We start from the raw sequence: 22,651 nt of genomic DNA on the forward strand, positions 1-22,651 counted from the left end.
CCGTCTTTTCAACCTTATGCTTTCAGCTCTTCAATACGCTTTTGAACAGCTTCGCGTTTTGCGACATAGTCACGTTCTTTCGCACGCTCTTCTTCTACGACACTTTCAGGCGCTTTTTTCATAAAGCCTTCGTTGCCAAGCTTTTTCTGGACGCGCTCTACTTCTTTTGTCAACTTATCAAGCTCTTTTTGCAGACGAGCGATTTCCTCATCTAAGTTGATTAAGCCTTCAAGCGGCAGAATGAGCTCTGCTCCAGAAATAACAGCCGTCATCGCTTTATCACTAGCTGGGACATCTGTGCCAATTTCAAGTACACTTGGGTTCGTAAAACGCTCAATATATGAACGGTTTTTCTCTAAGCGTTCCTGCACATCAGATGTAGAAGCTTTAATGTAAAGCTCCACCTGTTTGCTCATTGGCGTATTCACTTCACTGCGGATGTTACGAACAGAACGGATGAGTTCCACAAGCAGCTTCATATCAGCAGACGCTTGTTCGTTTGAAAGCTCTGGCTTCACCTCAGGCCAAGCCGCTACAGTAATCGATTCACCTTCGTGCGGAAGATGCTGCCAGATTTCTTCTGTTAAGAATGGCATGAACGGATGAAGAAGTCTCATCGTCTGATCTAATACGTACGCAAGGATCGAACGAGTCGTTTTCTTCGCTGCTTCATCTTCTCCATAAAGCGGAAGCTTCGCCATCTCAATGTACCAATCACAGAAATCATCCCAAATGAAGTTGTATAAATGTCTGCCCACTTCACCGAATTCATACTTGTCAGCTAGCTGTGTGACACTTTCAATCGTTTCATTTAAGCGGGTTAAAATCCATTGGTCAGCAACTGATTTTTCTCCTGTTAAATCAAGCTCATCATACGTTAAGCCATCCATGTTCATTAAAGCAAAACGTGATGCGTTCCAAATTTTGTTCGCAAAGTTCCAAGTGGATTCAACCTTTTCAAAGCTAAAGCGAAGATCCTGACCTGGTGAGCTTCCAGTTGCTAAGAAATATCTTAATGAATCTGCACCGTACTTGTCGATGACCTCCATTGGATCAATTCCGTTACCTAGCGACTTACTCATTTTACGTCCTTGCTCGTCACGGATCAGCCCATGAATCAGAACGTCTTTAAACGGTTTTTCTCCTGTGAATTCAAGACCTTGGAAGATCATGCGAGAGACCCAGAAGAAAATGATGTCATAGCCTGTAACAAGCAGGTTTGTTGGATAGTAGCGCTTGAAGTCTTCACTATCTGCATCCGGCCAGCCCATTGTAGAGAAAGGCCAAAGCGCTGAACTAAACCATGTATCAAGCACATCGTTATCCTGTTCCCAGTTTTCTATATCTTCTGGTGCTTCCAGTCCAACGTATACTTCTTTCGTTTCTTTATGATACCAAGCTGGAATGCGGTGTCCCCACCATAGCTGACGAGAAATACACCAGTCACGGATATTTTCCATCCAGTGTAAATACGTCTTTTCAAAGCGGTCAGGAACAAATTGAACTTGGTCGTCCCCATTTTGAAGGTTAATGGCTTCGTCTGCCAGCGGCTGCATTTTTACAAACCATTGAGTAGATAAATAAGGTTCAACGACAGCTCCGCTTCGCTCACTATGACCAACTGAATGCATATGGTCCTCAATTTTGAACAAAATACCCTCTTCTTGCAAGTCTTTTACAAGCTGTTTACGGCATTCAAAGCGGTCCATTCCTTTGTATTGCAGTGCATTTGCATTCATTGTGCCATCTTCATTCATGACAAGAATACGCTCTAAGTTATGGCGGTTTCCAAGCTCAAAGTCATTCGGGTCATGAGCAGGTGTAATTTTCACAGCTCCTGATCCAAACTCCATATCGACATAGTCATCAGCAACGATTGGAATCTCGCGTCCTGTAATTGGCAAGACCACTGTTTTTCCAATTAAATGCTGATAACGTTCGTCATCAGGATGCACGGCAACGGCTGTATCTCCGAGCATTGTTTCAGGTCTTGTCGTCGCAATTTCAATTGAACCCGTGCCATCTGAAAGTGGGTATCTTAAGTGATAAAACGCGCCTTGAACATCTTTATAAATGACTTCAATATCAGAAAGTGCCGTTTTCGTCGCTGGATCCCAGTTAATGATGTACTCTCCGCGATAGATCAGCCCTTTTTCATACAATTGAACAAACACTTGGCGTACCGCTTTATTCAGACCTTCATCTAATGTAAAACGTTCACGTGAGTAATCAAGACCAAGTCCCATTTTCGCCCACTGACTGCGAATAAAGTCCGCATATTCTTCTTTCCATTTCCACGTTTCTTCCACAAATTTCTCCCGGCCAAGGTCATAACGGCTTACGCCTTCTTCGCGAAGCTTTGCCTCAACCTTTGCTTGGGTCGCAATACCGGCATGATCCATTCCTGGAAGCCATAGAACGTCATAGCCCTGCATCCGCTTCATACGTGTCACGATGTCTTGAAGGGTCGAATCCCACGCATGCCCAAGGTGCAGTTTTCCTGTCACGTTTGGTGGAGGAATGACGACTGTATATGGATCTTTCGTTTTGTCATTTTGTGCTTCAAAGAATTTTCCTTCAAGCCAGTACGTATAGCGGTCTTTTTCAATCGCATTTGGGTCGTACTTTGTTGGCATTTCTTGATTATTTGTTTCCATTTATGTAACCTCCACATTTTTTCGGCTGATGAAACATAAAAAAGCCTTTTCATCCTTATAAAAGGACGAAAAAGCTTTTTCGCGGTACCACCTTTTTTCATGGAACACATAGACGTGTCCCATACACTCTAAAGGATAACGGGGTTCTCCCGAATTTCTCTACTTGTTCATTCAAGAAATTAAGCTCACAGGCGACCTTCCAAACAAGTGCATCCTAGGAAACCTTTCAGCTCATGGTCTCCCTCTCTTTAGGGTCTTGCTTGTACTCTTCCTGATCCACGCTTACGATATATCACGTTCATCAGCACATACTCATCTTTTATTTATATTACTAAATGCCTTTTGTTTTCGTCAATCATCTTTTCCGCTTTTCTTCTTCTTTATACAAATTGGGCAAGCACCCTTTTCCTCTTTGCCCATATGATAATAACAAAATGAAGAAGGAGGGCGTTTGCTTTGAAAAAGATCAATCCTTACACACTTCCCCCCTGGCTGAGACAAATTCGGGCAGTGGCCTCCCAAGTCGTTCTCCCGATTGCGATATTTCAAGGGTTTCGTACGATCATTTTCCCCACAACATTTGACGTCCTCATCCTAGGTATTCTCATTTTTCTCGCCTGCGCCTTTCACCTTGATTGGTTTTAAACACTCGCGCTTATGTACACACAAAATAACCTCGTCATTCCGCTGATGACGAGGCACTTTGTTCTTCTTCAAGCCGTCTAGCCTGCTCAATCTCGTGAATCTTCATGACGGTCGGCTCTGAATTTTTCATCTGCCAATACGCTCTTAACAGCTGTTGACAGCTTTCCATCTCATCCTGCCCGCCTGCTTCATAGGTTTTAACTGTATCAAACAGACCTTGCGGATAAGCAAGGTAACTAAGAAACAAATGAAGCTCTTCCTCCCGAAGAGGATTTCCTTTTTGGTACGTATAAAACAAGGAAGTGCATTCAGGACAAGACGTGGGATAGGTTTTGAATGTCCGATAGTAAAAGGTCAGAAGGTCATAAATGGGGGCGGCTTTTTTTGACCGCTCAAAATTGGTGAAATGTCCTGTACCCACATCATTATACAAAAAGTGATGAATCGACAGCTGCCCATGATTTAACACAACACGTGTTGTTTCTTTATCTTTCATTTCTTCATGCCAGTCTTCTAGTCGTTCGAGGGCAAATTCGCTGGCAGACATCGCCTCTGAAAAATACATCGCAGCAGCCAGTTCAAATGGCGACATATACCAAGTTTGCTCTGCCCGCTCTATGAATCGTTCATACATGTCTTTCTCTGTTTCCCATTTGGTCTTGATTTGTGTGTAGTGCGCTTCGATCTCTTGCTCTGTGATATCCATCATCACTTCAGTCCGCTTATGAAGTCTTGCAATCTCCTGAAATAAATATTCATGTTTATCGTCCTGCTCTTCTCTCTTTTCATTCGTCAGCCAAGGCATGAGATAGTATGCGTACTGGCTTTCACGATGACTTGAGAAAAAAGAACCGCTCTTCGTCCGATAAATCGGCACAAAAGAGCGATAGCCCTTTGATTCTAGTTCAAGCATTTGCTCTGTAAACTGCATATGCCTGTTGGCTTTTACTCGCTTTAAGGCAAATACGCCCTGCTTTGTATATACTTTGACGACAGCAGGACTGACAGGTTCAACGTATTCCGCCTCAAGCCCGTATTCGTATAGGACAGATTGGATCTCATCCACGTTCACTCACCACATTTTCTCGATCGGTCATCTCTTGTTAGGCATTGCTTTTTTGATATTCAGGAATATAAAGAATCTGCCCTTCTTCAAGCTCCGCATCCACCGATAATGAGTTTGTGCGAAGAAGCTGCTGCACATTCAACTGATATCGCTCACAAATACGATCGACCGTATCTTCTTGCTGAACTATACATATTTTCATGCGAGAAAAATCTTCCTCCTCCTGCTTAGCAAACAGCTTTGTTAAATAAAGAGAGTTTTCACTGCCAGACGTTTCTCTCACATCTTCTTCAAACTCCTCTTCTTCTTGAGCTGCCTCATATACTTTTGGCGCTTCTCGTTCATATAACCGTCCGAGCTGGTACGTGTCATCCTGCGCCTCTTGCTCCTCTTCCATGTGATAAGCCGGTGATTCAAATACCGGATACGGCTGAACCGTTTCTTCCAGCTCTTCAGCTGCTTCGGGATCTTTTCTCACTTCCACCTCAAAGAATGTATCCTCCCGTTTCTCTTCTTCTAAGAGCTTAGGCGGTTCAAAAAATGGTGGTTCTTGCACCTGAGCTTCTGGTAAAGAGCGATAACCAAGCGCCACTTCTTCTTGGCTCTCCGATTCTTCCAGTTCTTCGGTTTCTTCTTCCCTACTCATCAGCTCTATCTCAATTTCTTCTTCCTGCTTTTCTTCTTCGGCGCGCGTGTCATGCTGTAATACAGCCTGATCCTCATCAATCTCACGTTCATAGCCTTGTAGCTCTTCTTGCTCTTCATCTTCTGGCTGCAGCTGATAATCGTAGGTCACGTCGCCATATTCTTCTTCAGAACGATGAACAAATTCATACGACTCCTCTACAGGCGCTTGGGGCATTTCCTCGTCTAATAGACCCTCAATCGCCAGATCAGCTTGAATGGTGAGCAAACGATTTTCTGTCAGCTGGTAATCAAACGCATCAATAAACACAAACACATCATTTAAATGACTGATTTTGTTTTTAGGAATCGTGATATCGACTGGGAATTGATGCAGAAGCTCCGCCGTCCCGTCTTCTCTGACCTTCACCTCATCAGCTTCTCTGTATGATGCATAGGAACTCAATTCACCCAATAGCTCCTCTTGATTTATGTTGTATTCTCCTGTTAGCTCGAGTGAACCTCTAATCGAAACATAATCATTCACTTCTTGAACGAGAATGTCAGGATCGAGAGAAATAGACAGCAGCTCACTGACTTCCTGTCCGCTTTTGAAATAGATGGATTCTTCTACTGAAAACTGTAATCGATTGTTTTGAGACAAGTCGGTGTCCTCCTTTCATCTAATCCTTCAAAATAAAATTAGATGTCAATACAGATGTATGAGAGAGGCAGTGAAAATATGATTGGTTTTCAGCAACACAAAAAAACCGATATGTCTCCATATCGGCGCAGCGTGTAGACAAACCCTCGCATTCGTTGTCAGTCCTGCGCGCAGGTGCTCACGAATATCAATTCGCTCCGCTCCTGTGCTCGACCTTCCTAGACTTCAAAGGTTTTCAATTCACGCTGAAAGGAAGAACACAAGGCTGAAAGCAAGCCTTGTGTCATGATCAAAAGCCGATATGTTTCCATATCGGCTTTCGTTTATCGACGTAGTTTTTGAAATACTTTTTCCACTGTCTCAATCGTATATTCGATGTCTTCATCTGTGTGAGCTGTTGACAGGAATAGTCCTTCGAATTGAGAAGGGGGAAGGAAGATGCCGTGGTCGGCCATTTCCTTGTAAAATTCAGCAAATAAAGCGAGATCAGCTGTTTTGGCTTTGTCATAATTGACCACTTCTTCATTTGTAAAGAAGAATCCAATCATCGAACCCGCACGGTTAAACGTTAATGGAATTCCATGTGCTTTCGCCGCATTTGAAATGCCTTCTTCCAGCCGGTCTCCTTTTCGTCTAAACTCTTCATAAGACTCAGGTGTCAGCTGTTTTAAGGTTTCTAAGCCTGCTGTCATCGCAAGTGGGTTACCAGATAACGTTCCTGCTTGATAAATTGGACCGCTTGGCGCAATTTGTCTCATAATATCCGCTCTTCCGCCATAAGCGCCGACCGGAAGACCGCCTCCGATCACTTTACCAAGACACGTCAGATCAGGTGTGATGCCAAAGTAGCCTTGCGCGCAATGATAATCCACACGGAAGCCGGTCATGACCTCATCAAAAATGAGTAAAGCTCCGTATTGCTCTGTAATGTCTCTCAGCCCTTGTAAGAAACCGTCTTGCGGAGGGACAACCCCCATATTTCCTGCAACCGGCTCGACAATGACACCTGCAATATCGTCTCCAAATTCCTGAAAGGCAACTTGAATGCTTTCTAAATCATTGTACGGCACTGTGATCGTGTTGCTTGCAGTTCCTTCAGGTACCCCTGGGCTATCTGGAAGCCCTAGCGTTGCGACACCTGAACCTGCTTTAATGAGCAAAGAATCACCGTGGCCATGATAGCAGCCTTCAAATTTCACAATTTTATTTCTGCCTGTAAAGCCTCGAGCCAGACGAAGTGCACTCATGGTTGCCTCTGTACCAGAGCTGACCATACGAATGACTTCGATAGAAGGAACCCGCTCTGATACAAGCTTAGCTAGTTCATTTTCAACTAATGTCGAAGCACCAAAGCTTGTCCCCTTTTCTGCCACTCGCTGAATGCTTTCAACCACACGGTCATTCGTATGCCCTAAAATAAGCGGTCCCCATGATAAGACATAATCGATGTATTCATTTCCATCAATATCATAGATTTTGGCGCCTTTGCCTCGTTCCATAAAAATCGGATCTGTGTTCACTGATTTAAATGCACGTACAGGGCTGTTGACACCACCAGGCATTAAATGCTGCGCTTCTTCAAATGCTTGCTTTGATTTTTCATAGCTACGTCCCATTTCAACGTCCTCCTGTCTATCCGTTCTTTATTCTGAGAGCCATTTTGCTGCATCTTTTGCATGATACGTAATGATGAGTTCTGCTCCTGCACGTTTCATGCTTGTCAGCATTTCAAGAACAAGCTCTTTTTCAGAAATCCACCCATTTTGAGCAGCGGCTTTGACCATTGCATATTCTCCGCTCACATTGTAAGCAACAATAGGGAGTGTAAATTCATTTTTCACATCACGCATAATGTCTAAATAAGAAAGAGATGGTTTCACAATGAGGAAGTCAGCTCCCTCTTCTACGTCAGATTGCGCTTCTCTTAGTGCCTCTAAACGGTTTGCAGGGTCCATTTGGTATGTTTTACGATCTCCAAACTGCGGTGTGCTATGCGCCGCGTCACGAAACGGACCGTAAAACGCACTTGCATATTTCACAGCATATGACATGACAGGTACATGAATAAAGCCAGCTTCATCAAGCGCCTCACGAATGGCAATAACAAATCCATCCATCATATTGGAAGGAGCAATGATATCTGCACCTGCGCGCGCTTGGCTAACAGCAGTTTTCGCTAATAGCTGAAGAGATTCATCATTTAAAACTTCTCCATCTTCAACGATTCCGCAGTGTCCGTGATCTGTATATTGGCATAAGCAAGTGTCTGCAGTGACCACGAGCTCTGGGAAATGCTTTTTGATCTCAAGCGTCGCTCTTTGCACAATGCCATGGTCGTGATACGCTTCACTGCCCACATGGTCTTTATGATCTGGAACACCAAATACAATAATTGATTTGATGCCTAGGTCGACAAGCTCTTGGACTTCTTCTTTTACAAGGTCCACTGAAATGTGATAAACACCCGGCATTGAAGAGACTTCTTTTCGGACATTTTCTCCCTCTACAAAAAAGATCGGGTAAATGAAATCAGATGGTCTTAAAAAGGTTTCTCTGACTAATTCTCTCATTCCTGCACTTGTCCGCAGTCTGCGGTGTCTGTTAAATTTCATCATTTATTCAACTTCCTTTCAGATAAACGGCACATCAATTCAAGCATTCCGTCTATCGTATAAGTATCTGGGGTTTCAGAAGAAATCCCGTATTGAAGCAGCGCCTCTTTTGTCAGAGGACCGATCGTCACAAAACAGGTGTCAGAAGCAGCTAGCTTCGCTGCATCTGCCTCCATGGCATGCATAAATGAATGGACAGTGGATGAGCTCGTAAATGTAATAAAATCAAATGATTGCTTCGTCATTGCCGTTTTGAGAGCGGCAATTCCTTCCTCATCCTTGACCGTTTCATATAAAATCCATTCCTTTACTTCTATGCCAAGTGGAACGAGTGTTTTCTTCACGACATCTCGAGACAGGTGTCCTTTTGCTACAAACACACGCTCTCCCGGACGCACATGGTCAAGCAGCGCATCTGCGAGCTCTTCCGCTATGAATCGTTCTGGTACGACATCCACCTTCAAGCCGTGCTGCTCAAGATAGGCAGAGGTTTTCTCACCTACCGCAGCCACTTTCAAATGGGATAAACTCTTATGTAAATGATGGTCTTCTATGTAGCTCAGAAAAAAAGACGCGCCATTTACACTCGTGAAAACAAGCCATTGGCTATTTTCTAAGTCCTTTAAAAAGGCCTGCGCTTTTTCATTTGTGAGCGTAGGCTCAAACCGAATAAGAGAGGTTAAAACAGCATGGCCGTTCAGCTCTTCAATCTTCTGCTGAAACACACCCGCTTGACGTTCATTTCGAGTGACAAGCACCGTCTGTCCGTGAAGCGATTGGCCTATGGTCATTGGGAGGACAGATCCTTTTTCACCTTGTCGATTAAATCCTTTGCTCCCTTATCAGCCATCTGCTTCGCACATGCTGTTCCAATTGCCTCAGGGTCAGAGCCTGATACAGTTTCTCGAATAATCGTGTGTCCGTCAGCAGATGCCACAAGACCCGTCAGTTCAATTTCATCGCGCTCATTTATCGTTGCATAGCCAGCGATCGGTACCTGACAGCTGCCATCCATTTGTTTGAGGAAGGCTCGTTCAGCGAGAACCGTTTTCTTTGTGTATGCATTCGTAAATTGAGCGAGGAGCTGCAATAGCTCTTCATCATCTCCACGGCACTCAATTGACAAAGCGCCTTGGCCAACTGCGGGCAGGCAAGTCTCAGGAGATAAAAATTCAGACACGACCTCTTTGCTCCAGCCCATTCTGGACAGACCGGCAGCCGCTAGAATAATGGCATCATATTCTTCATTTTTCAGCTTTTCCAATCGTGTATCAATGTTTCCTCGAATCCATTTAATGTTCAGATCTGGTCTTTCCTGAAGAAGCTGGGCACTGCGCCGTAAGCTGCTCGTTCCCACAATAGCACCCTTCGGCAGCTCGTGAAGACGCAGATGATCCTTCGATATAAGAGCGTCCCTTACATCTTCACGCTCAGGAATACAGCCAATGACTAATCCTTCAGGAAGAGCAGCCGGCATATCCTTCATACTGTGAACGGCCATATCGATGTCGTGATTTAGCATCGCCTGTTCAATTTCTTTGACAAACAGTCCTTTTCCGCCAACCTTTGATAAGGTCACATCTAAAATTTGATCACCCTTTGTCACAATCTCTTTTATTTCAAAAGAATAAGAAGGGTTTAGTTCAGACAGCTTTTGAATGACCCATTTTGTTTGTGTAATTGCAAGCTTACTTCTTCTAGAACCTACTTTAATTGTACGCAATTCGTCTTCCTCCCGACAATGCCCTTAAGACTCATCATTATTTATTGAAACCAATGAAAGGTTGATAAGCTACCAAGCAGAAAATAATTGATCATCAGCACAAGGAATGAACCGACATTCCACAGTGCCACGACTTTGCCCTGCATATTTCTCACCAATCTGATATATAAGTAAACACCATATAAAAACAGCATAATAAACGAACCAAGCACCTTTGTATCTGTCCAGTACAACGTATCATACGAAATATATGCCCAAATGATGCCAAGAATCAAACTAAGTAAGAGCATCGGCACGCCAATAATGTTTAATACGTATGCCATATGATCAAGCTTCGATAAATCTTCAATTCTTAGAAGCCATTTTCCCCATTTTTTCTTTTTCAGCAAACGATATTGAAAGAGATAGAGAAGAGAGAAAGCAAATGAAAGTGAAAAGGCACCGTATGATAAAATCGCCATCGTAATATGGATCACTAGCAATTCACTCGTCAGCTTCCCCGTTAGTTCTGCTGAGTGGAGATCCGATGGTGTAAAGGTGTGAATCGCCATCAAGGAAAAACCGATGACATTTGTAAAAAAGACGATAAATTCAACACGCAGTACTTTTGTGAGAACAAGTGAAAGTGTCACAAGCACCCACGTATAAAAATATAACCCCTCTGCTACATTCAACACAGGGAATCGGTCTGTTTCCATCATAATATAGAACATGTAGACTGTTTGCAGCAGCCAGACAATAGAAAGCAACCAGAAAGCCATTTTTCCAGCCTTCCGGTTGTGTTGAAGAAAATCTATGAAATAGAACAAGACACTTAGTGCATAGATCAAGGTCGTCGCTTCGCCTAGTCTCGCTACAATGGATTCCATCATCGCTTAATCACTCACTGGCAACTGTAGCAAGGCCTTGTGCCATATTTGGTTTAAACAGCTGAAATGACCCTTGCTCCACCTGCATCGGCTCCGCCTTTTGCTCTTCATCTTCAACCTGTAAATCAAAGATTTCTTTGAAGAGTAAAAGTTTTTCCTCTGCATTCGGCTCCGCGGCAATTTCTTTTGCCTTTAAGATAGGATCTTTCAGCATTTGATTGATAATGCTTTTCGTATGTTTATTTAATAGCTTCATTTCACGGTGTGTGAGATTCGGAAGCTTTCGCTCAATACTCTGCATCGTATCCGCTTGAATCGTCAGCGCCTTTTCTCTAAGTGCAGAAATGACAGGAACCACACCAAGCGTATTCAGCCATTGCTTAAATTCCACAATTTCTGCTTCAATGAGGAGCTCAACCTGCTCAGCCACCGCACGGCGTTCTTTTAAGTTAGCTGCCACGATGCCCTCAAGGTCATCAATGTCATACAAAAAAGCACCTTCTACTTCAGAAATGGCTGGATCTAAATCACGGGGCACAGCAATATCCACCATAAATAGAGGTCTGCCTTTCCGCTTTTTATTCGCACTTTCGACCATTTCTTTTGTAATGACAAATTGTTTCGCACCAGTGGAACTAATTAAAATGTCCGCTTCGGATAATGTTTTTTCCAATTGGTTTAAGCTTTTAGGCTCTCCTGAAAAACGGCCCGCCAATTCTTTTGCTTTCTCATACGTTCGATTGATAACCGTTACTTGACCAATCCCTTGACCTTGAAGGTTTTGAGCCGCTAGTTCGCCCATTTTACCCGCACCAAGAATCAGGACATGTTTATCAGAAAGACGTCCAAAGATTTTTTTCGCAAGCTCGACAGCTGCATAGCTGACAGACACGGCATTAGACGCAATGTCTGTTTCCGCATGAGAGCGTTTTGCAACGGTGACCGCCTGTTTGAATAAATAATTGAAAACGGTACCAATGGTCTTCTCCTCTTGAGCTACTTTAAAGCTAGAGCGCACTTGACCAAGTATTTGTGTTTCGCCAATCACCATGGAATCAAGTCCACAGGCCACACGGAATAAATGCTCGACCGCTCCATCATTTTCATAGAACTTCAAATACGGCGAGACATCTTCCTTTTCTAAACCGAACCAATCAGCTAAAAATCTTTTTATATAAAACCGTCCAGTATGAAGCTGATCTACCACTGCGTAGATCTCTGTTCGATTACATGTTGAGATGACGATATTCTCTAGAATGCTTTTTTCTTCTTTAAGCTTGGACATCGCTGTTCCGAGCTCGCTCGGTTCAAAGCTCAGCTGTTCCCGTATCTCAACAGGGGCTGTTTTATAATCTAAACCCACAACAAGAATATGCATAACTTCAGCTTGCACCCCCAACGCCCTGTCTAATTTATAATAATTACAATATAGAATTTATTATTTATAGTGATTATAACATATATTCATTTTTAACTGGATGAAAATTGTGAACAGATTTCAAAAATGTTGTGATATAGTAGAAAAATGTTCGACACCCATTATGCCATATCATCACTTCAAGCAATTTACCAGATTTGGCGCGTGCGGACAAATGATCTGCTTAAAAGAAGGTGACATCTTTGAAGAAGAAATCCATTTTGCTACCGCTCACTTTGCTGGCTGTAGCGCTATATGCCATTCTCTCAGGAGGTCAATTTGACATTTGGAAGGATCAAGAGAAATGGTATACACTCGTACTGCTTTTTGGCCTTGCTTTCTTATATCAAGGAAAGAAGGAGCAAGAAAGCGCTCATGTGTTTATCGGTATGCTGATGACGGGCCTTTCGCTACACTTTATTCTTCAGCCAAAATTGGACTACTGGCCAGACACATTTACGATGATCGTATTCATCGTTGGACTTGCTCTTTTTGTGAAATCATCTCAGAAAAAAGAATATCGTATTGAAAGTGTTGTTCTCATTGCACTCGGTCTGTTCCTTTATTTCTTTCAGCAAATTACAAAGCAGCTAAGTTCCCTTTCGATCCCTACTTCCGGTTTTGAATTGTACTGGCCTTATGTACTGATTGCTGTCAGTCTCCTCTTATTATTTTTAAAAAGGAAATAACTTATACAATAAAAAGGCATCTGCTCATGACAGATGCCTTTTTTTAGTTATTTATCTTCGCAAGGATGGCATTCCAGGCTTCGTCTTTTCCCTTTTTTGTTTCAGAAGAGAATAGGACTAGTTCATCTGATGGGGCAATGTCGAGTGTCTGTTTGACAACTTTCGCATGTTTTTCCCATTTGCCTTTTGGAATTTTGTCCGCCTTTGTTGCGATGACGATCACGGGAACGCCGTAATATTTCAGGAATTCATACATGTTCACATCATCTACTGATGGCTTATGACGCAGGTCCACAATTTGGACAACTGCTTTTAATTCTTCACGCATTGTAATATACGTTTCGATCATTCTACCCCAGGCTTCACGCTCTGTCTTTGATACTTTAGCAAAGCCGTAGCCCGGAACGTCCACAAAATGGAGCATATCATTAATAATGTAGAAATTAAGCGTTTGAGTCTTTCCTGGTTTAGAAGACGTACGCGCTAAATTTTTACGATTAATCAATGAGTTGATGAACGAGGACTTCCCAACATTTGATCGTCCAGCAAGAGCGATTTCAGGCAGTCCCCCGCTCGGGTACTGCTCTGGTTTTACCGCACTAATGACGATATCTGATTTTGTTACTTTCATCTTCCCTCTCCTACCAACGCTTTCTCAAGCACCTCATCTAAATGCGAGACCGGAATAAAGGTTAGTCCTTCTCTCACACTTTCAGGAATATCATCAATATCCTTTTCATTGTCCTTTGGAAGAATAATGGTTTTCAGTCCTGCACGATGTGCGCCTAATGCTTTTTCTTTTAGTCCGCCAATTGGAAGCACTCTTCCTCTTAACGTGATCTCTCCTGTCATACCAACCTCTTTTGACACAGGTCGTCCTGTGAGGGCTGATACAAGAGCCGTCGCAATGGTGATACCAGCTGATGGCCCGTCCTTTGGAACCGCACCCTCTGGAACATGGATATGAATATCATGCTTTTCATTAAAATTAGGATCAATGTTCAGTTCATCTGCTTTCGAACGAATATAACTGAATGCCGCCTGTGCAGATTCTCTCATGACATCACCAAGCTTACCTGTTAACAACAGCTTGCCTTTACCCGGAGAAAGTGATACCTCAATTGACAAGGTGTCTCCGCCAACAGTGGTATACGCAAGTCCTGTGACAACTCCCACTTGGTCTGTCGTTTCAGCCTGACCATAACGGTAAAGTCTTTTTCCGAGAAATTCAGATAAGTTCTTTTCTGTCACCGTGATGCGTTTGCGGTCTTCAGCCACAATCGCTCTTGCCGCTTTACGGCATATCGCCGCAAGCTGACGCTCTAATCCACGAACACCAGCTTCTCTTGTGTAATAGCGAATCGTATCATAAATCGCTGCTTCACGGAGCTGCAAGTTCCCTTTCTTTAATCCGTGCTCCTTTAGCTGCTTCGGCAGAAGGTGATCTTTCACAATTTCTGCTTTTTCAACCTCTGTATACCCTGCAATCGTGATAATCTCCATTCTATCACGAAGTGGACCTGGAATGGTTGCTAAATTGTTGGCAGTGGCAATAAATAGCACCTGAGACAAATCAAATGTTTCTTCAATATAGTGATCGCTGAAGTTATGATTTTGCTCTGGATCTAAGACTTCGAGCATCGCAGAAGATGGATCGCCTCTAAAATCAGAGGACATTTTATCAATTTCATCTAAAAGGAAGACCGGATTCATCGTTCCTGCCTTGCTCATTCCGCGAATGATACGGCCTGGCATCGCACCTACATACGTTCTTCTATGTCCACGAATCTCAGACTCATCACGCACACCGCCAAGGGAGATACGGATAAACTTTCGGTCAAGTGATTTGGCAATCGATTTGGCAAGTGACGTTTTCCCTACGCCAGGAGGTCCTGCTAAGCAAAGAATCGGTCCTTTTAATGAATTGGTCAGCTTCTGTACAGCAAGATATTCAAGCACCCGTTCTTTGACCTTTTCCAGCCCGTGATGCTCATCATCTAAAATTTCACTTGCAAGCTTTAAATCGAGACGATCTTCTGTATAGATGCCCCACGGGAGGCCGATCAGCCAATCAATATAATTTCGAATCACAGAGCTCTCAGCAGAGCTTGAAGGAATTTTTTCATAACGATTCAATTCTTTTAGCGCCGTTTCACGAACAGAATCCGGCATGCTCGACTCTTCGATTTTAGACATTAAAGAACTGACTTCGCCCGTTTTCCCTTCTTTGTCTCCAAGCTCTTTTTGAATGGCTTTCATTTGTTCACGTAAATAATATTCTTTTTGCGTTCGTTCCATTGAACGTTTCACGCGCTGCCCGATTTTCTTTTCAATCTCGAGCACTTCTTTTTCATTGTGAATTAAGCTGATGACCCGATTCAGCCGTTTTTTGACATCTACTGTTTCCAGTACTTCTTGTTTGTCCTTTAATTTAAGCGGCAGGTGAGAAGCAACGATATCTGCCATTCTCCCCGGTTCTTCAATGTCCGTCACTGTTGCATATGTTTCAGCTGAGATTTTTTTTGAAATTTTTATGTATTGATCAAAGTGATCTAACAATGTACGCATGAGGGCTTCTGCTTCTGCGTCCTTTAATTCTTCTTCTGTCAATTCTTTAATGTCGACGGACGTATAGTCCTCCAGCTCGACATATGATTCGATCTGCGCTCGATTTAGGCCTTCAACGAGTACACGAATCGTTCCATTTGGCAGCTTCAGCATTTGTTTAATTTTTGTGTAGGTGCCGACTTTGAAAATTTCCTCTTCACCTGGTTCATCTATTGAAATTTCCCGCTGTGTAGCTAGAAAAATCATATGATCGTTCATCATCGCCTGTTCTAATGCTTGAACAGACTTTTCGCGTCCAACGTCCAAATGCAAGACCATTGTTGGATAAACAAGCAAACCTCGCAATGGAAGGAGCGGAACATTCTTTTTGATTTCATCTGCCATGTTGATTGACACCTCCGTCACTAGTATGAATCATTATAATATACCTGTTTCAGTCTTGTACAATGTAAAAGACTTGAGAAATGTTGATCTTACCGTAGTATACCCTTTCTTTTTATCTTGAAAAAGAAAAAAAGATCTATTTCACTAAAAAATCCCCATATGTGATGGGGATTAAACAGATTTTCTTTTCATTTCTTCTTCTAGTCCATCTTTCTTCTCGTCTGGCGGGTTAACCAAACACTGATCCAGCACTTCTTGGAAGTGCTTCACAGGCATAATGGTGACCCCTTCAATCTCTTTTAAGATCGACTGCTGGTTGTCATAAGGAATAATGACGGTTGTGGCACCAGCCTGCTTCGCTGCCTTTATCTTCGGTATCACACCACCGATCGGCTTCACCTGACCTTGCAATCCGATTTCACCCGTCATGGCTGTCAGATGATCAATCGGGATTTGATGTATGGCTGAGAAGATTGCGGTCGCCATGGCAATCCCAGCAGACGGCCCATCAATAGGGGCACCGCCTGGAAAATTAATATGGATGTCATATTCATTTGTCCGAATGCCTAAATTTCGAAGTACCGTTAATACATTTTCAACTGACCCTTTGGCCATACTTTTTCGTCTAATGGATTTCGATTGATTGCCAATGCTTTCTTCTTCTGCAATCCCTGTAATGTTGATACTACCTTTTTCAAGCGCCTTACAGATGTTCACTTCAATCTCAAGCAAGGCACCGCTGTTTGGTCCATAAACAGCCAATCCATTGACTACCCCCACTTTTGGCTTTTCTGGTACTTTTTGTTCATATCTTGGTGTCAGCTGGCTCGAATGAATAACCCATTCTACATCTTCGATCGTGATGTCTTTTCGATTTTCCGTGACCGCCATGCCAGCGGCAATCTGCACCATGTTGACGGCTTCACGTCCATTTTTCACATAGGAGGTTAACAGGTTCAGCCCTTCATCACTTAATTCCTTTTGAATTTTTTGGACAGCCTTGGCAGCGACGATTTTCAGTTCATGCTGGTCAAGGTCTTTAAAGAAAATTTCGAGACATCTTGACCGGATCGCTGGTGGAATTTCGTCAGGTGTTCTTGTCGTGGCACCAATCAATCGAAAATCGGCCGGAAGTCCATTTTGGAAAATATCATGAATGTGATTCGGGATTTGGGTATTTTCTTCACTGTAGTAGGCACTGTCTAAAAAGACTTTCCGATCTTCCAGCACTTTGAGCATTTTGTTCATTTGGATCGGATGCAGCTCACCAATTTCATCGATAAACAGAACCCCGCCATGAGCATGTGTGACGGCTCCTTGTTTTGGCTGCGGAATGCCTGCCTGTCCCATTGCTCCAGCCCCTTGGTAAATTGGGTCATGCACAGAACCAATGAGCGGATCTGCAATGCCTCGTTCATCGAATCTCGCGGTTGTGGCATCGAGCTCTACAAAGACCGCATCTTTTTTAAAAGGAGAATCAGCGTGACGCTTTGCTTCTTCCATCACAAGACGGGCAGCGGCTGTTTTACCGACTCCCGGTGGTCCGTAGACGATGACATGCTGTGGGTTCGGCCCGCATAGTGCCGCTTTTAGTGCACGAATGCCGTCTTCCTGCCCTACAATATCCTGAAACCCCTTTGGCCGGACTCTCTCTGATAAAGGTTCACTCAGCTTGATTGACCGCATCTTTCTGAGTGCCTCCATTTCTTTCTTTGACTCTTTGTCTATCGTCACCTTTTGTGTGCGCTGATTTCGCAGTAAGTTCCAAAAGTACAGCCCGATGACGATACCAAAGAACAGCTGTATGAATAAAACGATTCCTGTCCAGCTCAATCGGTGCTCCCTCCTTCATCTATCGTATGTATTGGTTTCTGTCTGCTAGTATTTCCTAGAGCTGGACGGAATAAACACAACTTCCACGATAAATAAAAAACTCCTGAATCAAAAGGATTCAGGAGTGAGACTACTCTTATGCAGATGTTTTCGTATCTTTATTAACGACTGTGCCGTCCTTTAACACAAGACGCGGCGACACGCCATCAGCAACTGTTGCACCAGTGATGACACATTTTTCAATATCATCACGTGATGGAAGGTCAAACATCACATCAAGCATGATGCCTTCAATGATTGAACGTAGACCACGAGCTCCTGTTTTACGCTCAATTGCTTTTTTCGCAATTTCGCTAAGAGCATCTTCTTCAAATTCTAGCTCTACATCATCAAGCTCAAGCATTTTTGTATACTGCTTAACGAGTGCATTTTTAGGCTTCGTCAAGATCTCTACAAGTGCTTTTTCATCTAACGGCTCTAGGCTTGCAATAACCGGTAGACGGCCGATGAATTCTGGGATTAAACCGAAGCGAAGCAAGTCTTCTGGGAGTACTTTTGATAAAAGAACTTCTTTTTCAAGATCTTCGATTTTATTTTCCGCACCGAATCCAATGACTTTTTGACCTAAGCGGCGTTTGATGATTTGCTCAATGCCGTCAAAGGCTCCACCACAAATAAAGAGGATATTTGTTGTATCGATTTGAATGAATTCTTGATGAGGATGCTTACGTCCACCTTGAGGCGGTACACTAGCGACAGTTCCTTCAAGAATTTTTAATAGTGCTTGCTGAACACCTTCCCCAGATACATCACGAGTGATAGAAGGGTTTTCTGATTTTCTTGCTACTTTATCGATTTCATCGATGTAGATAATACCTTTTTCTGCTTTTTCTACATCATAATCGGCTGCTTGGATCAGCTTTAGTAAAATATTCTCTACGTCTTCACCAACATAACCTGCTTCAGTTAAAGATGTTGCATCTGCAATCGCAAATGGCACATTTAAAATACGAGCAAGCGTTTGAGCAAGTAATGTTTTACCGCTTCCTGTTGGCCCAATCATAGAGATATTACTTTTCGAAAGCTCAACATCATCAATCTTGCTGTTGGAATTGATCCGTTTGTAGTGATTATAAACCGCTACAGCTAAGGATTTCTTCGCATTTTCTTGGCCGATGACATATTCATCAAGAATCTCCCGAATTTCATGAGGCTTCGGAACATCCTTGAATTCAACTTCTTCCTCAGTGCCGAGCTCTTCTTCAACTATTTCCGTGCAAAGCTCGATACATTCATCACATATATATACGCCAGGTCCTGCGACCAGTTTACGCACTTGATCTTGCGTTTTTCCGCAAAACGAGCATTTTAATTGACCTTTTTCCTCGTTGAATTTAAACATTCTTTCACCCCTTATTCTTCTTCACTTGCCTGTAGCTAACAGTCAGCTACCTTTCTGGGTCCAGTATGTATGCATTTTACCATACTTTCCTAAAAGACGGTAATGATGTGTTTCTAACACTGCACATCGAGATATGTATAACAGAAAGATGCGACTTACACTATCGTTTCCAAAAGAAGCGATGATAAGTCAAAAATTGTACAAAACAAGGCACGAGTCACTCGCGCCCTGTTTTATTATTATGCACCATATTAACGGTTTTCTACAAGAAAATCAATTGCTTTACGAACTTTTAGATCTTCTTTCATTGCGTCAGTAGATCCGATCGCTTGTTTAATATTTTCAATTGGCATGTTGTATGCTTCAGCCATTTTTGAAAGCTCTTCTTCTACTTCTTCATCAGACACTTGTACGTTTTCTGCAGCAGCAATTGCTTCAAGTGTTAGGTTAGATTTTACGCGTTTAGCAGCATCTTCTTTCATTTGCTCTTTCAGCGCATTTTCATCTTGTCCTGAGAATTGGAAGTAAAGCTCAAGGTTCATTCCTTGCATTTGAAGGCGTTGTTCGAATTCTTTCATCATACGGTCTAGCTCTGTGTCAACCATCGCTTGTGGGATGTCAACTTCCGCATTTTCAGAAGCTTTCTCAACTAGCTCTTCACGAAGTTTACCTTCTGCTTCGTTTTCTTTCGCTTCTTCAAGACGTTTCTTTGTTTTTTCAGTTAGTTCAGCAAGAGTTTCTACTTCTTCATCAACATCTTTCGCGAACTCATCGTCAAGTGCTGGAAGTTCTTTTGCTTTGATTTCGTGAATTTTCACTTTGAATACAGCTGGTTTACCTGCAAGGTCTTCAGCATGGTATTCTTCTGGGAAAGTGACTTCTACGTCTTTTTCAGCTCCAGTTTCAAGACCAACTAACTGCTCTTCAAAACCAGGGATGAATGAATTAGACCCTACTTCAAGAGAGTAGTTCTCAGCTTTTCCGCCTTCGAATGCTTCTCCATCAACGAATCCTTCGAAATCAAGAACAACTGTATCGCCGTTTTCGATTGCGCCTTCTTCTTTGACAACAAGCTCAGCTTGACGGTTTTGCATGCCTTTTAACTCTTCTTGTACATCTTCATCAGTGACAGTAGCGTCGTCTTTTTCTACGTTAAGACCTTTGTAGTCACCAAGTTTCACTTCAGGCTTCACTGTTACTTTTGCAGTGAAGATTAAGCTTTCGCCTTTTTCGATTTTCTCAACATCGATTTCAGGGCGGTCAACTGGCTCGATACCAGCTTCGTCGATTGCTTTTGGATACTCAACTGGAAGAAGAATATCTAATGCATCTTGATAAAGAGATTCTACACCAAAACGCTGTTCGAAAAGACCACGTGGTACTTTCCCTTTACGGAATCCAGGGATCGATACTTGCTTAACAACTTTCTTAAACGCATCATCAAGTGCTTTGTTAAATGTTTCAGCATCAACTTCTACCGTTAAGATGCCTTCGTTACCTTCTTGTTTTTCCCATTTTACTGACATGTGTGTTTCCCTCCAAAAATCTATTCAGATTGTGCGTTGTTACATTCTAAAGCATCATAAAGACTTCGTCCAATTAAAAACCACGCACGCCGCTAAAGAAGCGGTATTATGTATACAACATTTGACTTGATTATACATATCGTCTTTCAACCATTGGAATCGACAACTGCACGATATATGCACAAATACAACCATTATATTATAACATAACAAGTCCGTCTTTCAACTAAATCGACAAATTACAAATAAGAAATTTCTTCAATATCTTTCAGCATTGTGCAAGCTTCTCTCAGCTCTCGTTCATCAAATTCATACAATAGATGCAATTCTTCGAGGTCAATCTCGATCCCATGCATTTCATAGCCGACTTTATGAAGTGCTGCTGCCCAAAGATTCGGATCTGTGTATTTAGGAAGAAATGGATATAGTACAAATAAGTGCCGGCGCCATAACTCTTCCACGCCTTGGTAAAGGGTTGGGTTCTCGTTGCCGAGTGTGTCATCGAGCTTTCGAAGGACTTGCTGAAGCAGCGGCATTTGCTCTGGTTTAACAGCCTCAGAAGGAACAAGCGTTAAAGAATCACCGAACTTCGTCACATGAACCGGCTTTACCACATCATGATCTGACAGAAGCTGCAGAATCAATGATTTGACCAAAGGGTTTCCATCAGGCTTTTGTAGGATCGTATTTAATAGACCCATGTGCGGCGTGATGTTTCGGTCTTTCAGCGAATGGATGAACTGCACCTGCTCCTCTGGACGCTCGAGCAGATCATCTATATTGATTTCGCTGCCGCCCTCTTCATCTTCATCTAAAATCTGTTCAGGCGATTCGATCATTTTTCTACTAAATTCGAGCAGCTTGTAAAAATGCTCCGCGCTTTCTGCTGGAAGGTGGTTTTCCTCAAGTACTGCTTCAATTGTCTGCTTCACTTCTTCATATTCTTTCAGCTGAATTAAGATTGTCATATACACTTGAAGCACGGTGAAGTAATGACCATATCCTTCATGCAGCATCTTTTCACACACACGCTTTGCATCCTGCAGCTCGCCCAGCTCCAGAAAACAAATCGCCATACCGAGATGAATATCGGATTCTTCATCGTCATCATAAGATTTTGCTTCTGAAAACAAGTGAAGTGCCTCTTGATACTGTTTATCTTTTAATGCTGCCATTCCTTTTTCAATCAGTCTTTCTTTCAGACCAGGAAACAAAATGACATTATCTTTCTTCTTGTCATGTTTCATGCTTACGTTCCTTTCGGGCGCATATTTTTTATCAGTTTACCAACGAAGGTTAGTAAACACAAGTAACGAGAGGTTTTCATGCAAAAAAGAAGCCGTCACACCTCGGGCGGACGGCTTCTTGTTGTTTACGCACGCAGCCAGCTGCTGCGCTTATCTTCAAATGCTTGAATGTCATCTTCTAGTAGTAAAGTTAATGAGATTTCATCATAGCCATTCAGGAGCATTTCTCTCCAGTGAGGATCCACATCAAAAGGAGTGATATTCCCTTCGTGATCTTCTATTTGCTGTTTTTCAAGATCAACCGTCATCTCATACCCTTTGTTCTCATATGACGCAGCGAATGTTTTCCACACATCATAATCAAGACGAATCGGAAGCATCCCATTTTTAAAGCAGTTTTGGTGAAAAATATCTGCGAATGATGGTGCGATGACAATTTTGAAACCATAATCATCAAGTGCCCAAGGAGCATGTTCCCTTGATGATCCGCAGCCAAAGTTTTCTCCTGCGATCAAAATGGATGAACCTTCATAAATCGGCTGATTCAGTTCGAAATCAGGATTTGGGCTGCCATCGGCTAAATACCGCCAGTCGAAAAAGGCAAACCGGCCATATCCTGTTCGTTCAATTCTTTTCAAAAATTGCTTCGGAATAATTTGATCTGTATCTACGTTGATACGGTTAAGCACAGCGGCTTTTCCTTTGTGTGTGACTAAAGGCTCCAT

18 protein-coding genes and 1 other annotated feature are annotated in these 22,651 nt (G+C 42.7%); of the genes, 2 read left to right on the forward strand and 16 right to left on the reverse strand.

Features of this window, described 5'->3' with window-relative positions; genetic code table 11:
* Positions 1 to 14: 14 nt before the first annotated feature.
* Positions 15 to 2,657: a valine--tRNA ligase gene (locus MKZ05_RS12510; RefSeq protein WP_321999437.1), complete on the reverse strand. Its 2,643-nt coding sequence runs from the start codon at positions 2,655 to 2,657 to the stop codon at positions 15 to 17.
* Between the two features lie 58 nt (positions 2,658 to 2,715).
* Positions 2,716 to 2,945: a binding site (T-box leader), on the reverse strand.
* A gap of 168 nt (positions 2,946 to 3,113) precedes the next feature.
* Here MKZ05_RS12510 and MKZ05_RS12515 point away from each other — a divergent pair.
* On the forward strand, positions 3,114 to 3,302 hold the full coding sequence (locus MKZ05_RS12515) for a hypothetical protein (RefSeq protein WP_003216497.1): 189 nt from the start codon (positions 3,114 to 3,116) through the stop codon (positions 3,300 to 3,302).
* A gap of 34 nt (positions 3,303 to 3,336) precedes the next feature.
* Here the strand turns inward: MKZ05_RS12515 and ysxE are convergent, their stop codons facing one another.
* The 8 genes from ysxE to hemA all read right to left on the reverse strand — a co-directional run bounded on the left by ysxE (position 3,337) and on the right by hemA (position 12,238).
* On the reverse strand, positions 3,337 to 4,368 hold the full coding sequence (gene ysxE / locus MKZ05_RS12520) for a spore coat protein YsxE (RefSeq protein WP_050943646.1): 1,032 nt from the start codon (positions 4,366 to 4,368) through the stop codon (positions 3,337 to 3,339).
* Between the two features lie 37 nt (positions 4,369 to 4,405).
* The gene (locus MKZ05_RS12525) at positions 4,406 to 5,656 is read right to left on the reverse strand and encodes a LysM peptidoglycan-binding domain-containing protein (RefSeq protein WP_339160302.1); all 1,251 of its coding nucleotides are present in this window, start codon (positions 5,654 to 5,656) and stop codon (positions 4,406 to 4,408) included.
* 323 nt (positions 5,657 to 5,979) lie between these two features.
* Positions 5,980 to 7,272, reverse strand: coding sequence for a glutamate-1-semialdehyde 2,1-aminomutase (gene hemL, locus MKZ05_RS12530; protein ID WP_003216796.1), 1,293 nt, complete (start codon positions 7,270 to 7,272; stop codon positions 5,980 to 5,982).
* A 27-nt stretch (positions 7,273 to 7,299) separates the two neighbouring features.
* The gene (gene hemB / locus MKZ05_RS12535) at positions 7,300 to 8,271 is read right to left on the reverse strand and encodes a porphobilinogen synthase (RefSeq protein WP_339160304.1); all 972 of its coding nucleotides are present in this window, start codon (positions 8,269 to 8,271) and stop codon (positions 7,300 to 7,302) included.
* Positions 8,268 to 9,059 (reverse strand): uroporphyrinogen-III synthase, encoded by a 792-nt coding sequence (locus tag MKZ05_RS12540; protein ID WP_335365421.1) that lies wholly within the window; start codon positions 9,057 to 9,059, stop codon positions 8,268 to 8,270. The genes hemB and MKZ05_RS12540 overlap by 4 nt, the downstream gene beginning before the upstream one ends.
* Entirely contained in the window at positions 9,056 to 9,991 is a 936-nt protein-coding gene (gene hemC, locus MKZ05_RS12545; protein ID WP_251190245.1) for a hydroxymethylbilane synthase, read from the reverse strand. The genes MKZ05_RS12540 and hemC overlap by 4 nt, the downstream gene beginning before the upstream one ends.
* Positions 9,992 to 10,032: 41 nt before the next feature.
* Positions 10,033 to 10,863 (reverse strand): cytochrome c biogenesis protein, encoded by an 831-nt coding sequence (locus MKZ05_RS12550; RefSeq protein WP_050943641.1) that lies wholly within the window; start codon positions 10,861 to 10,863, stop codon positions 10,033 to 10,035.
* Positions 10,864 to 10,870: 7 nt separating this feature from the next.
* Positions 10,871 to 12,238 carry a glutamyl-tRNA reductase gene (gene hemA / locus MKZ05_RS12555; RefSeq protein ID WP_106029071.1) on the reverse strand — a complete coding sequence of 456 codons (1,368 nt, stop codon included), beginning with the start codon at positions 12,236 to 12,238 and terminating at the stop codon, positions 10,871 to 10,873.
* A gap of 242 nt (positions 12,239 to 12,480) precedes the next feature.
* Here hemA and MKZ05_RS12560 point away from each other — a divergent pair, with 242 nt between their 5' ends.
* On the forward strand, positions 12,481 to 12,966 hold the full coding sequence (locus MKZ05_RS12560; RefSeq protein ID WP_044139987.1) for a hypothetical protein: 486 nt from the start codon (positions 12,481 to 12,483) through the stop codon (positions 12,964 to 12,966).
* Between the two features lie 43 nt (positions 12,967 to 13,009).
* On the opposite strand, the gene yihA is transcribed toward MKZ05_RS12560, so the two are convergent.
* The 7 genes from yihA to leuD all read right to left on the reverse strand — a co-directional run bounded on the left by yihA (position 13,010) and on the right by leuD (position 22,651).
* Positions 13,010 to 13,597: a ribosome biogenesis GTP-binding protein YihA/YsxC gene (yihA, locus tag MKZ05_RS12565; protein ID WP_003216344.1), complete on the reverse strand. Its 588-nt coding sequence runs from the start codon at positions 13,595 to 13,597 to the stop codon at positions 13,010 to 13,012.
* Complete coding sequence (lon, locus tag MKZ05_RS12570; RefSeq protein WP_003216539.1) at positions 13,594 to 15,918, reverse strand: endopeptidase La; 2,325 nt, start codon at positions 15,916 to 15,918, stop codon at positions 13,594 to 13,596. The genes yihA and lon overlap by 4 nt, the downstream gene beginning before the upstream one ends.
* A 171-nt stretch (positions 15,919 to 16,089) precedes the next feature.
* A complete protein-coding gene (lonB, locus tag MKZ05_RS12575) occupies positions 16,090 to 17,751 on the reverse strand; it encodes an ATP-dependent protease LonB (RefSeq protein WP_339160308.1) in 1,662 nt (553 codons plus the stop codon).
* Between the two features lie 136 nt (positions 17,752 to 17,887).
* The gene (clpX, locus tag MKZ05_RS12580; protein ID WP_003216176.1) at positions 17,888 to 19,153 is read right to left on the reverse strand and encodes an ATP-dependent protease ATP-binding subunit ClpX; all 1,266 of its coding nucleotides are present in this window, start codon (positions 19,151 to 19,153) and stop codon (positions 17,888 to 17,890) included.
* A 251-nt stretch (positions 19,154 to 19,404) separates the two neighbouring features.
* Positions 19,405 to 20,679, reverse strand: coding sequence for a trigger factor (gene tig, locus MKZ05_RS12585; protein ID WP_226803790.1), 1,275 nt, complete (start codon positions 20,677 to 20,679; stop codon positions 19,405 to 19,407).
* A 239-nt stretch (positions 20,680 to 20,918) separates the two neighbouring features.
* Entirely contained in the window at positions 20,919 to 21,926 is a 1,008-nt protein-coding gene (gene ddcA, locus MKZ05_RS12590) for a DNA damage checkpoint antagonist DdcA (RefSeq protein WP_339160310.1), read from the reverse strand.
* A 125-nt stretch (positions 21,927 to 22,051) separates the two neighbouring features.
* A complete protein-coding gene (gene leuD, locus MKZ05_RS12595) occupies positions 22,052 to 22,651 on the reverse strand; it encodes a 3-isopropylmalate dehydratase small subunit (RefSeq protein WP_003216415.1) in 600 nt (199 codons plus the stop codon).

The sequence above is a fragment of the Bacillus sp. FSL M8-0277 genome (genome assembly GCF_037975305.1).
GTDB classification, from domain to species: Bacteria; Bacillota; Bacilli; order Bacillales; family Bacillaceae; genus Bacillus; species Bacillus pumilus.